Below are 11,811 nucleotides of genomic sequence, written 5' to 3' on the forward strand. Positions count from 1 at the left end.
GGGGACCATGGGGTTCGTGCAGATACCCAGTGGGCGCGCATGAGGACTGAGGCCGCAACCGTGCTTGAGCCGTTATGGGATGGAGTGCTCGCCCCCGCGGGCCTCGCCGCGTCCAGCGGCGCCACGTGCGAGCTGCCCGGTCGGTTCGAGGCCGTCAGCGACGCCCGCCGGTTCACCCGGGCGACCCTGCAGCGCTGGGATCTGGCACCGCTCTTCGACAGCATCGAGCTGGTCGCCTCGGAACTCGTCACCAACGCGCTCCGCTACGGCGTGCCCCCGGACACCGGTGGCGCGCCGGTCCACCTCAGCCTGGTCCGCTGGACCTCGCGGGTGGTCTGTGCCGTCCGCGACCCCAGCGCCGTCGGACCGGTCGCCAGGACGCCCGACTTCGTCGCGGAGTCCGGGCGGGGACTGCACCTGGTGGAGTCCTACAGCGAGACCTGGGGCTGGCATCCGCTCACCGGTGCGGGAAAAGTCGTGTGGGCGCTCTTCCATTCCCCGACCGGAATGAACGAACACCCATCGCTATAAGCGCATATACGGTCACATAAGGTGGTCGAACTCGCCATCCTTGACCCCGAGAATCAGTGATTCGATCTCGGCCCGCGTATATATCAGCGCCGGTCCGTCCGGAAAGCGTGAATTGCGAACTGCCACCTCGCCACCGGGGAGCTGTGCCAGCTCGACGCACGTACCGTTCGCGTTGCTGTGCAGGCTCTTCTGCCAGACGACTCCCTGGAGATCTGTCGAGGCCATGCCATTGTGTGTCCGGCTCATCAGACGCTCCCCAAATTCGCCGTAACTGCCCTGGTGGATATGCCAGATGATAACCGGTTGCACCAGCACGTGCATGTGCACGTGCATGTGCACGTGCAGTCACCCTCGGTGAGCGGTGACGGGCCCCACTGCGGGCTCCAGGGGAAAACAAGAAGGGGTGCCCGGGGGGTCGGATACGATATTGACGGTCCGTAGAGCAATCACTCACCCCGCGTAACGAATTGGGAGCAGCCTGCAATGGCTCGACACCTCATCACCAGCGCCCTGCCCTATATCAACGGGATCAAGCACTTGGGCAACATGGTGGGGTCGATGCTCCCGGCCGACGTCTACGCCCGCTACTTGCGTCAGACCGGGCACGACGTCCTCTACATCTGCGCCACCGACGAGCACGGCACCCCGGCCGAACTCGCCGCCAAGGAAGCCGGTCTGCCGGTCGACACCTTCTGCTCCGAGCAGCACCTGGCGCAGAAGGCGATCTACGACGGCTTCGCGCTGCGCTTCGACCACTTCGGCCGCAGCTCCTCCCCGCAGAACCGCGAGCTGACCCAGCACTTCGCGCGCCGCCTCCAGGCCAACGGCTTCATCGAGGAGCGCGCGATCCGCCAGGTCTACTCGCTGGCCGACGAGCGCTTCCTGCCGGACCGCTACATCGTCGGCACGTGCCCGCACTGCGGCTACGACAAGGCCCGCGGCGACCAGTGCGAGAACTGCACCCGCGTGCTGGACCCGACGGACCTGATCGACCCGCGCTCCGCGATCAGCGGCAGCAGCGCGCTGGAGGTCCGCGAGACCAAGCACCTGTTCCTCCTGCAGTCGAAGCTGGCCGGCGAGGTCGAGTCGTGGATCGACGAGGCGGGTGGCGAGTGGCCCACCCTCGCGTCCTCCATCGCCCGCAAGTGGCTCACCGAGGGCCTCCAGGACCGCGCGATCACCCGCGACCTGGAGTGGGGCGTTCCGGTCCCGGCCGACACGTGGCCGGAGCTCGCGGCGGACGGCAAGGTCTTCTACGTCTGGTTCGACGCCCCGATCGAGTACATCGGTTCCACCAAGGAGTGGGCGGACGCGGCTCCCGACGGGGAGACCCGGGACTGGAAGTCCTGGTGGTACGAGGCCGACGACGTCCGGTACACCGAGTTCATGGCCAAGGACAACGTCCCGTTCCACACGGTGATGTTCCCCGCCACCGAGCTGGGCACCCGCGAGCCGTGGAAGAAGGTCGACTACGTCAAGGCCTTCAACTGGCTGACGTACTACGGCGGGAAGTTCTCCACCAGCCAGCGCCGCGGCATCTTCACCGACGCCGCGCTGGACCTGCTGCCGGCCGACTACTGGCGCTACTTCCTCATCGCCAACGCCCCGGAGTCCGACGACACCTCGTTCACCTGGGAGGTCTTCTCCTCCTCGGTGAACAAGGACCTCGCCGACACCCTGGGCAACTTCGTCAACCGCGTCCTGTCGTTCTCCCGCAAGCGCTTCGGTGACGACGTGCCGGCGGGCAGCGCGGCCGGCGAGGCCGAGGCGAAGCTCGGCGAGCAGATCGCCGGGCTGCTGGCCGAGTACGAGGGCCACCTGAACACCCTCCAGTTCCGCAAGGCCGCCGCCGCGCTGCGCGCCCTGTGGAGCGCGGGCAACTCCTACCTGGAGGAGAAGGCCCCCTGGATGGAGATCAAGACGGACCCGGACGGCGCGGCCCTGACCCTGCGCACCGCGATGAACCTCATCCACCTGTACGCGGTGGTCTCCGAGCCGTTCATCCCGTCCTCGTCCGCCGCGATGCGCAGCGCCTTCGCCCTCGCGGACGACACGCGGACCTGGGTCAGCCAGGACGAGGCCAAGGCCCTGTCCTTCCTGCCGCCCGGCACCCCGTTCACCGTCCCGCCGGTGCTCTTCGCCAAGATCACCGACGAGGACCTCGACGCCTACCGCGAGCGCTTCGGCGGCAACCCGGACGACGCCGCCGCGTAACGCCCGCCGCACGACGAAGGCCGCCCCGGTCCTCCGGGGCGGCCTTCGTCGTGTGCGGTGCGGAACTCAGACCTTCGGCTGCGGCTTGCGGAGCTGGATGTGCAGCTCGCGCAGGCGGCTCTCCTCGACCTCGCTCGGCGCGCCCATCAGCAGGTCCTGGGCGTGCTGGTTGAGCGGGAACGCGATGGTCTCGCGGATGTTGGGCTCGTCCGCGAGCAGCATGACCATGCGGTCCACGCCCGGGGCGATGCCGCCGTGCGGCGGGGCGCCGAAGTGGAAGGCGCGCAGCATGCCGCCGAACTCCTTCTCCACGGTCGCCTGGTCGTAGCCGGCGATCTCGAACGCCTTGTACATGACCGCGGGCTCGTGGTTCCGGATCGCGCCGGAGGACAGCTCGATCCCGTTGCAGACGATGTCGTACTGCCAGGCGAGGATGTCGAGCGGGTCCTTGGTCTCCAGCGCCTCCAGGCCGCCCTGCGGCATGGAGAACGGGTTGTGGGAGAACTCGATCGCGCCGGTGTCCTCGTTCTTCTCGAACATCGGGAAGTCGACGACCCAGCAGAACCGGAAGACGTTCTCCTCGAAGTGGCCGGCGCGCTTGGCGGCCTCGACGCGGACGGCCGCCATGATCTTGGAGACCTCGCCGAACTCGCCGGCGCCGAAGAAGATCGCGTGGCCGGGCTTGGCGTCGACGGCGGCCAGCAGGGCCTTGACGTCGTCCTCGGTCAGGAACTTGGCGATCGGGCCGGTCAGCGCGTTGTCCTCGCCGACGCGGACCCAGGCCAGGCCCTTCGCGCCCTGCTCAACCGCGTACTCGCCCAGCTGGTCGAAGAACTTCCGCGACTGGTCCGCGGTGTCCGGCACGGCCAGCGCGCGGACGTGCTTGTCGGCGAAGGCCTTGAAGCCGGAGCCGGCGAAGATGTCCGAGACGTCGGTGAGCTCCAGCTTGGCGCGCAGGTCCGGCTTGTCGTTGCCGTACTTGAGCATCGACTCGCGCAGCGGGATGCGCGGGAACGGCGAGGTGACCTCACGGCCGCCGCCGTACTGGGTGAAGAGGTCGGTCATGACCTTCTCGATGACGCCGAAGACGTCCTCCTGCTCGACGAAGCTCATCTCGATGTCGAGCTGGTAGAACTCGCCGGGCGAGCGATCCGCCCGGGAGTCCTCGTCGCGGAAGCACGGCGCGATCTGGAAGTAGCGGTCGAAGCCGGCGATCATCAGCAGCTGCTTGAACTGCTGCGGGGCCTGCGGCAGCGCGTAGAACTTGCCGGCGTGCACCCGCGAGGGGACCAGGAAGTCGCGGGCGCCCTCGGGGGAGGTGGCCGACAGGATCGGGGTGGCCAGCTCGTTGAAGCCGAGCGCCGTCATCTCCTTGCGGAGGAAGGCGATGACCTCCGAGCGCAGCATGATGTTCTTGTGCATGCGCTGCCGGCGCAGGTCCAGGAAGCGGTTGGTGAGCCGCGCCTCCTCGTTCGCGTTGTCCTCCGGGAAGACCGGGAAGGGCAGCGGGTCGGCGGCGCCGAGCACCTCGAACGAGGTGACGTCGATCTCGATCTCGCCCGTCGGCAGGTCCGGGTTCACGTTCTCGGCGCTGCGCGCGAGCACCCGGCCGTCGACGCGGACGACGGATTCCTTGGACTGGCTGCTGAGCTGGTCGTACGCGGGCGAGCCGGGGCGGACGACCAGCTGGACGAAACCGTAGTGGTCCCGGAGGTCGACGAAGAGGACACCGCCCAGATCGCGGCGATTGTGCAGCCACCCGGACAGGCGGACGTCGGTGTCGACGTCAGTGGCGCGCAGCTCGCCGCAGGTGTGGGACCGGTACCGATGCATCGTTCATCCAAGTCGTCGGATTTCGGTGAAGGAGCCCGGAAGGGGCCCGTCACAGCCTACCGGCGCCAGGACGCCGGCCCCCATTCGTATGACTCGCCCAAACCCTCATAAACTGTCCCAATGCGCACCGAGGAGGTTCTGGCCGCCGTCGGCACAGGGCTGTGGCACTGGGACGAGACGGCCGGCACCGTGGGCCTGGACGCCACGGCGGCCGCGCTCCTGGGGTTCCCCGCGGAGGCGGTCACCTACCGCTCGTCGGCCGTGCGCGCGTGCCTGCACGCCGAGGACTACGTGGCCCTCAGCGGCGGCGTGGCCCTGGCCCGCGCCGAGGGCACCGTGATGGAGTCCCTGCTGCGGGTGGTGGGCGACGACGGCGGCATCCTGCGGACCGTGCGGATCAGGATGCGGCCGACCGGCCCGCTCACGATGGCCGGCACGCTGCACGAGGCGCGCGCCGCCGCGTTGGGCGGCGCTCCGGCCTCCGGGGACTGGCGGCGGGCCCGTGAGGCCTTCCTGCTGGACGCGGGACGGGCCCTGGCGGAGGCGGACAGCACGGCCGAGGTGCTGCGGGTGGCGGCGACGCTGTCCATGCCGGGGTTCTCCCCCGACGGCCTGGCCGTCTTCGGCGTCCGGGGGGACCGGGTGTCGATCATCGGGCACCACGGCCACTCCGTCGGCACCGACGGGCCCTTCATGGACATGCCGGTGGCCACCGAGTACCCGGCCGCGCTGGTGGTCCGCACCGGCCGGGCGGTCTACCTGCCGACCCCCGAGGCGTACGCGCAGCGCTTCCCGGCCACCTGGCCGCTGGCCAAGCCGTTCGGCCGCTCCTCCTGGGCCTTCCTCCCGCTGGTGGTCGCGGGCAACACGATCGGCGCGTGGATGGCGGCCTTCCGCGAGCCGGTCGACTTCACCCCCGACGAACGCTCCGTGCTCACCACCGTCGCCCGGATGCTCGCCCAGGCGCTGTCCCGCGCCCACCTGCACGAATCCGAGCGGGAACTCTCCGACGGGCTGCAGCGCACCATGCTCCCCACCCGGGGTCCGGGCATCGAGGGCATGACGGTCGCCGCCCGCTACGTGCCCACCGGCGGCGGGCTGCAGGTCGGCGGCGACTGGTACGACGCGATCGACCTGCCGTCCGGCCGCACCGCCCTGGTCATCGGCGACGTGCAGGGCCATGACGTGCGCGCCGCCGGGCTCATGGGCCAGCTGCGGATCGCGCTGCGCGCCTACGCCGCCGAGGGCCACCGCCCGGACGCCGTGCTGTCGCGCACCTCGCGGTTCCTCGCCGGGCTCAGCGACCCGGACCACGGCGACGACGACCGGTTCGCGACCTGCCTGTACCTGGAGGCGGACCCGGCGACCGGCACCCTGGACGTGGTCAGGGCCGGGCACCCGGAGCCCGCCATCCGGATGGGCGACGGCACCTCGATCATCCGCCGCACGGCGGGCGGGCTGCCGCTGGGCATCGCCCCCGACAGCGACTACCCCACCACCCGGCTGGCGCTGGAGCCCGGGGAGATCCTGCTGATCTGCACCGACGGACTGATCGAGACCGGCGGCCACGACCTGGAGACCGGCTGGCAGCGGCTGCGCGCCGCGATGCAGTCCGGCCCCGCGGACGACCTGGAGGCGCTCGCCGACCACCTGGTGCGGACCGTGCACGGTCCGGCGTCGCACCACTCCACCGGGCCGCTCGCCGACCGCCGCGAGGACGACATCGCGCTGATGCTGCTGCGCCGCGACCTGGACGGCACGGCCGGTGTCGTACCCGGGCGCCGGACGGTGCTCACCGTCGCGCAGAGCGCGCCGCGGCAGATCCGCGAGGCCCGCCACGAGATCCGCGCGCTGCTGCACGACTGGGCCGTTCCGGACCAGGTGGACGCGGCGGTGCTGCTCGTCTCGGAGCTGATCACCAACGTCCTGGTGCACACCGACGAGGACGCGGTGCTGACCGCGCGGCTGGTCGGGGTGGCGGGCAGCCGCCGGCTGCGGATCGACGTGGGCGACCGCAGCGACGACATGCCGCATCGCCGCAGCCCCGGCGAGATGGCCTCGTCGGGGCGCGGGCTGATGCTGATCGAGAGCCTGGCCGACGCCTGGGGTGTCGATCCCCGGGGCGACGGCAAGGCGATCTGGTTCGAGATCCACGAGACCGCCGCGGACGACGGACGGGCCTGACCCCCTGGTACGGGGGTCAGGCCCGACGTCGGGGCTCGGTGCTCAGGCGCCGGCCGGGATCCGGCCGAGGCGGCCGGCCTGGAAGTCCTCGAAGGCCTGCGCCAGCTCGGCGTGGGTGTTCATCACGAACGGCCCGTACTGCATCATCGGCTCCCGGATCGGCTGTCCGCCGAGGAGCACGACCTCGAAGTTCGGGCTGCGCGATTCCTGCGACTCGTCCGCCTTGATGGTGAGCGAGTCGCCCTTGCCGAAGACGACCGTCTGCCCGGTGCGGAACGGGCGCCCGCCGGGGCCCGCGGTGCCGCGGCCGGCGAGACCGTAGGCGAGGGCGTTGAACTCCGGCCGCCAGGGCAGCGTGACCTCGGCGCCCGGGTTGAGGGAGACGTGGGTCATCGTGATCGGGGTGTGGGTGGCGCCGGGGCCCGCGTGGCCGCCGAGGTCGCCCGCGATCAGCCGGATCAGCGCGCCGCCGTCGGCGGACGTCAGCAGCTTGACCTGGCCGCCGCCGATGTCCTGGTACTTGGGCGGCATCATCTTGTCGCTCTTCGGCAGGTTCACCCACAGCTGCAGCCCGTGGAAGAGCCCGCCGTTGACGACCAGCTCCTCCGGCGGCGCCTCGATGTGCAGCAGACCGCTGCCCGCCGTCATCCACTGGGTGTCGCCACCGTTGATCACGCCGCCACCGCCGTGCGAGTCCTGGTGCACGAAGGTGCCGTCGATCAGGTAGGTGACGGTCTCGAAGCCGCGGTGCGGGTGCCAGGGGGTGCCCTTCGGCTCACCCGGCGCGTACTCCACCTCACCCATCTGGTCCATCATGATGAACGGGTCGAGGTTCTTGTAGTCGATGCCCGCGAAGGCGCGGCGGACGGGGAAGCCCTCGCCCTCGAAACCGCTCGGCGCGGTGGAGACGGCCAGCGCCGGACGCGGCACCGCGTCGGCGGGCGCGGACACGCGCGGCAGGGTCAACGGGTTCTCGACGGTCACGGCGGGCATGGCGGTCCTCCTCGTGTTCTGGATCCAACTTAGTTGAATAGTGAACATTCGGCAAGGCGCGCAATATTCCAGCAGGTCAGCGGGTGGGCAGCGAATGGAACAGCGGGTGCTAGCCGTACATCCGGCGCATCGTGAACTCCACCATCTGCTCGACGGCCTTCGCGTCGAAGACCATCCGGTGCTGGCCGTCGATGTCCAGGACGAAGCCGTAGCCGGTCGGCAGCAGGTCGAGCACCTCGGCGCCGGTGATGACGAAGTACTTGGACTCCTTGCCCGCGTACCGCCGCAGCTCCTTGAGCGAGGTGAACATCGGGATCACGGGCTGCTGCGTGTCGTGCAGCGCCAGGAATCCGGGGTTCTCACCGCGCGGGCAGTAGACCTTCGACGTCGAGAAGATCGCCTGGAAGTCCTCCGCGGACAGAGAACCCGTGGTGAAGGCCCTGACGGCGTCCGCGAGCGAGGGTGGGGACGGCTCGGGGTACACCCCCGGCATCGGGGCAGCGCCGGGCGGTGGGCCTGGATGCGAGGTCTGGTCGTAGCCGTACACGCACCCAAGACTAGCGAGTGTCCCGTCACATCCGGGCGGCAAGGGGTTGCTTCTTATTACCGGCGGGTAGCATCATTCTGTATTACTGCTTGCTGTAGTACTGCCACGTAACTGATCGAGTGCGATACGGAGCCGTCGTCATGGGCCACTACAAGTCCAACCTCCGCGACATCGAGTTCAACCTCTTCGAGGTGCTCGGCCGCGACAAGCTCTACGGCACCGGCCCGTTCGCCGAGATGGACGTGGAGACCGCCAAGAGCATCCTCAGCGAGGTCGCGCGCCTCGCGGAGAACGAGCTGGCCGCGTCCTTCACCGACGCCGACCGCAACCCGCCGGTCTTCGACCCGGCGGACAACACCGCCCCGGTGCCGGACACCTTCAAGAAGAGCTACCAGTCCTTCATGGACTCGGAGTACTGGCGCCTGGGCATCCCCGAGGAGATCGGCGGCACCAAGACCCCCGCCTCCCTCATCTGGTCGTACGCGGAGCTGATCCTCGGCTCCAACCCGGCCATCTGGATGTACTCCTCCGGCCCGGCGTTCGCCGGCGTCGTCTTCGAGGAGGGCACCGAGGAGCAGGCCAAGGTCGCCCAGCTCATGGTGGACCGCCAGTGGGGCGCCACGATGGTGCTGACCGAGCCCGACGCGGGCTCCGACGTCGGCGCGGGCCGCACCAAGGCCGTCGAGCAGGAGGACGGCTCCTGGCACATCGAGGGCGTCAAGCGCTTCATCACCTCGGGCGAGCACGACATGTCCGAGAACATCATCCACCTGGTGCTGGCCCGCCCCGAGGGCGCCGGCCCCGGCACCAAGGGCCTGTCGCTCTTCATCGTGCCGAAGTACGACTTCGACTGGGAGACCGGCGAGCTGGGCGAGCGCAACGGCGCCTACGCCACGAACGTCGAGCACAAGATGGGCCTCAAGGCCTCCAACACCTGCGAGATGACCTTCGGCGACCAGCACCCCGCCAAGGGCTGGCTGCTCGGTGACAAGCACGACGGCATCCGCCAGATGTTCCGCATCATCGAGTTCGCCCGCATGATGGTCGGCACGAAGGCCATCGCGACCCTCTCCACCGGCTACCTGAACGCGCTGGAGTACGCCAAGGAGCGCGTGCAGGGCCCGGACCTCGCGCAGTTCATGGACAAGACCGCGCCGAAGGTCACCATCACGCACCACCCTGACGTGCGCCGCTCGCTGATGACGCAGAAGGCGTACGCCGAGGGCATGCGCTCCCTGGTGCTCTACACCGCCTCCGTCCAGGACCAGATCGCGGTCAAGGAGGCGGCGGGCGAGGACGCCAAGGCGCTCATCGGCCTCAACGACCTGCTGCTCCCGATCGTCAAGGGGTACGGCTCCGAGAAGTCCTACGAGCAGCTCGCCCAGTCCCTGCAGACCTTCGGCGGCTCCGGCTACCTGCAGGAGTACCCGATCGAGCAGTACATCCGGGACGCCAAGATCGACACCCTCTACGAGGGCACCACCGCGATCCAGGGCCAGGACTACTTCTTCCGCAAGATCGTCCGCGACCAGGGCCAGGCACTGACCACCCTGTCCGAGGAGATCAAGAAGTTCCTCGCCGAGGCCGTCGGCGGCGAGGAGCTGGCCGCCGCCCGCGAGCAGCTCGCCACGTCCGCCGTGGACCTGGAGGCCATCGTCGGCGCCATGCTGACCGACCTGGCCGGCACCGAGAAGGACGTCCGGTCCATCTACAAGGTGGGCCTGAACTCCACCCGCCTGCTGCTCGCCTCCGGCGACGTCGTCATCGGCTACCTGCTGCTGCGCGGTGCCGCCGTGGCCGCCGAGAAGCTGCCGTCCGCGGGCCCGAAGGACGCCGCCTTCTACACCGGCAAGATCGCGGCCGCGAAGTTCTTCGCCGCCAACATCCTGCCGAACGTCGGCGTCCAGCGCTCGCTGGCCGAGACCGTCACCCTCGACGTGATGGACCTGCCGGAAGAGGCCTTCTAGCCTCCCCCGCACCCGGCGCGAGGCCGCGCCGCCCACCCCCGATTCCCCGGGCGGGCGGCGCGGCCCCGCGCGTTGCCCCCGGGGCTCGGTAGGGGCCCCTGTGAAGCCCGCCGCGGACCCCTCCGACGCCGTCCCGCGGGCAGGGACTCCTATGCTGGCTCCATGAGCGTCCACCCTCACTTCACCCGTACCCACACCGATGACCTGATGGCCTTTGTGCAGGCCAGTCCGTCGCCCTACCACGCGGTGGCCTGCGCGGCCGAGCGGCTGGAGAAGGCCGGATTCCGGCAGGTCCGGGAGACCGACTCCTGGGACGGTGCGACGGGCGGGAAGTACGTGCTGCGCGGCGGCGCGATCGTCGCCTGGTACGTCCCCGAGGGCGCTCGGCCCGAGACCCCGTTCCGCATCATGGGCGCGCACACCGACTCGCCGAACCTGCGCGTCAAGCCCCGCCCGGACATGGGCACGGCCGGCTGGCGGCAGGTCGCCGTGGAGCTCTACGGCGGACCGCTGCTCAACAGCTGGCTCGACCGCGACCTCGGGCTCTCCGGCCGGCTGACGCTGCGCGACGGCTCCTCCCGGCTGGTCAACGTCGACCGGCCGCTGCTGCGCGTCCCGCAGCTCGCCATCCACCTGGACCGGGGCGTCAACGACAACGGCCTCGCACTGGACAAGCAGCGGCACATGCAGCCCGTCTGGGGCCTCGGCAAGGCCAGCGACGGCGACCTCATCGACTTCCTCGCCGGGGAGGCCGGGGTGAGCGGGTCCGACGTCGTCGGCTGGGACGTGATGGCGCACGACGTGCAGCCGCCCGCCTACCTCGGCCGCGACCGCGAACTGCTGGCCTCGCCCCGGATGGACAACCTGCTCTCCGTGCACGCCGCCACGGCGGCGCTGGCCGCCGTCGCCGGCCAGGACGTCCCGTACATCCCCGTCCTCGCCGCGTTCGACCACGAGGAGAACGGCAGCGAGTCCGACACCGGCGCGCAGGGCCCCCTGCTCGGCAACGTCCTGGAGCGCTCGGTGCACGCCCGCGGCGGCGACTACGAGCACCGGCAGCGCGCGCTGGCCGGCACGGTCTGCGTCTCGTCCGACTCCGGCCACGCGGTGCACCCCAACTACGTCGAGCGGCACGACCCCACGCACCACCCGCGCGCCAACGGCGGCCCGATCCTCAAGACCAACGTCAACCAGCGCTACGCCACGGACGGTTCGGGACGCGGCATCTTCACCGCCGCCTGCGAGCGCGTCGGGGTGCCGTTCCAGCACTTCGTGTCGAGCAACGCCATGCCGTGCGGCACGACGATCGGCCCGATCACCGCTGCCCGGCACGGCATCACCACGGTCGATGTCGGCGTGCCGATCCTGTCGATGCACTCCGCCCGCGAGTTGAGCGGCTCGGACGACCCGTACCTGCTGGCCAGCGCCCTGAAGTCCTTCATCGAGAGCTGACGGCCGGTCCGGGGGGGCCCCCCCCCGGCCCCCCCCCCCCCCCCCGCCCCCCCGCCCCCGGCGGGGGGGGGGGCGGGGCGCCCCACCCCC

The 11,811-nt window shown here is 70.3% G+C and carries 9 protein-coding genes; 5 read left to right on the forward strand and 4 right to left on the reverse strand.

Annotated elements, in window-relative coordinates:
• The first annotated feature begins 39 nt into the window (after positions 1-39).
• Positions 40-531, forward strand: a complete 492-nt coding sequence (locus tag ABZ721_RS30180) for an ATP-binding protein (RefSeq protein WP_358791920.1) — start codon at positions 40-42, stop codon at positions 529-531.
• A gap of 12 nt (positions 532-543) precedes the next feature.
• On the opposite strand, the gene ABZ721_RS30185 is transcribed toward ABZ721_RS30180, so the two are convergent.
• Positions 544-777 carry a DUF397 domain-containing protein gene (locus ABZ721_RS30185; RefSeq protein ID WP_138351260.1) on the reverse strand — a complete coding sequence of 78 codons (234 nt, stop codon included), beginning with the start codon at positions 775-777 and terminating at the stop codon, positions 544-546.
• Between the two features lie 237 nt (positions 778-1,014).
• On the opposite strand from ABZ721_RS30185, the gene metG reads away from it, so the two are divergent.
• Positions 1,015-2,745 carry a methionine--tRNA ligase gene (gene metG, locus ABZ721_RS30190; RefSeq protein WP_358791921.1) on the forward strand — a complete coding sequence of 577 codons (1,731 nt, stop codon included), beginning with the start codon at positions 1,015-1,017 and terminating at the stop codon, positions 2,743-2,745.
• Between the two features lie 66 nt (positions 2,746-2,811).
• Here the strand turns inward: metG and aspS are convergent, their stop codons facing one another.
• The gene (gene aspS, locus ABZ721_RS30195) at positions 2,812-4,578 is read right to left on the reverse strand and encodes an aspartate--tRNA ligase (protein ID WP_358791922.1); all 1,767 of its coding nucleotides are present in this window, start codon (positions 4,576-4,578) and stop codon (positions 2,812-2,814) included.
• A 120-nt stretch (positions 4,579-4,698) separates the two neighbouring features.
• On the opposite strand from aspS, the gene ABZ721_RS30200 reads away from it, so the two are divergent.
• Positions 4,699-6,762: a SpoIIE family protein phosphatase gene (locus ABZ721_RS30200; RefSeq protein ID WP_358791923.1), complete on the forward strand. Its 2,064-nt coding sequence runs from the start codon at positions 4,699-4,701 to the stop codon at positions 6,760-6,762.
• A gap of 42 nt (positions 6,763-6,804) precedes the next feature.
• Here the strand turns inward: ABZ721_RS30200 and ABZ721_RS30205 are convergent, their stop codons facing one another.
• Both ABZ721_RS30205 and ABZ721_RS30210 read right to left on the reverse strand, forming a co-directional pair.
• Entirely contained in the window at positions 6,805-7,755 is a 951-nt protein-coding gene (locus ABZ721_RS30205; protein ID WP_358791924.1) for a pirin family protein, read from the reverse strand.
• Positions 7,756-7,864: 109 nt separating this feature from the next.
• A complete protein-coding gene (locus tag ABZ721_RS30210; protein ID WP_203674324.1) occupies positions 7,865-8,248 on the reverse strand; it encodes an SseB family protein in 384 nt (127 codons plus the stop codon).
• A gap of 194 nt (positions 8,249-8,442) precedes the next feature.
• On the opposite strand from ABZ721_RS30210, the gene ABZ721_RS30215 reads away from it, so the two are divergent.
• Positions 8,443-10,269, forward strand: coding sequence for an acyl-CoA dehydrogenase (locus tag ABZ721_RS30215; protein ID WP_358791925.1), 1,827 nt, complete (start codon positions 8,443-8,445; stop codon positions 10,267-10,269).
• 162 nt (positions 10,270-10,431) lie between these two features.
• Complete coding sequence (locus tag ABZ721_RS30220; protein WP_358791926.1) at positions 10,432-11,721, forward strand: M18 family aminopeptidase; 1,290 nt, start codon at positions 10,432-10,434, stop codon at positions 11,719-11,721.
• Positions 11,722-11,811 lie beyond the last annotated feature (90 nt).

Origin of the sequence: Streptomyces sp. NPDC006733 (assembly GCF_040636125.1) — a bacterium.
In the GTDB taxonomy this organism is placed as follows: domain Bacteria; phylum Actinomycetota; class Actinomycetes; order Streptomycetales; family Streptomycetaceae; genus Actinacidiphila.

Coding starts and splice junctions, on each gene's coding strand:
- ABZ721_RS30180 (WP_358791920.1), top strand. CDS start 40: ATGAGGACTGAGGCCGCAACCGTGCTTGAGCCGTTATGGGATGGAGTG.
- ABZ721_RS30185 (WP_138351260.1), bottom strand. CDS start 777: ATGAGCCGGACACACAATGGCATGGCCTCGACAGATCTCCAGGGAGTC.
- metG (WP_358791921.1), top strand. CDS start 1,015: ATGGCTCGACACCTCATCACCAGCGCCCTGCCCTATATCAACGGGATC.
- aspS (WP_358791922.1), bottom strand. CDS start 4,578: ATGCATCGGTACCGGTCCCACACCTGCGGCGAGCTGCGCGCCACTGAC.
- ABZ721_RS30200 (WP_358791923.1), top strand. CDS start 4,699: ATGCGCACCGAGGAGGTTCTGGCCGCCGTCGGCACAGGGCTGTGGCAC.
- ABZ721_RS30205 (WP_358791924.1), bottom strand. CDS start 7,755: ATGCCCGCCGTGACCGTCGAGAACCCGTTGACCCTGCCGCGCGTGTCC.
- ABZ721_RS30210 (WP_203674324.1), bottom strand. CDS start 8,248: ATGCCGGGGGTGTACCCCGAGCCGTCCCCACCCTCGCTCGCGGACGCC.
- ABZ721_RS30215 (WP_358791925.1), top strand. CDS start 8,443: ATGGGCCACTACAAGTCCAACCTCCGCGACATCGAGTTCAACCTCTTC.
- ABZ721_RS30220 (WP_358791926.1), top strand. CDS start 10,432: ATGAGCGTCCACCCTCACTTCACCCGTACCCACACCGATGACCTGATG.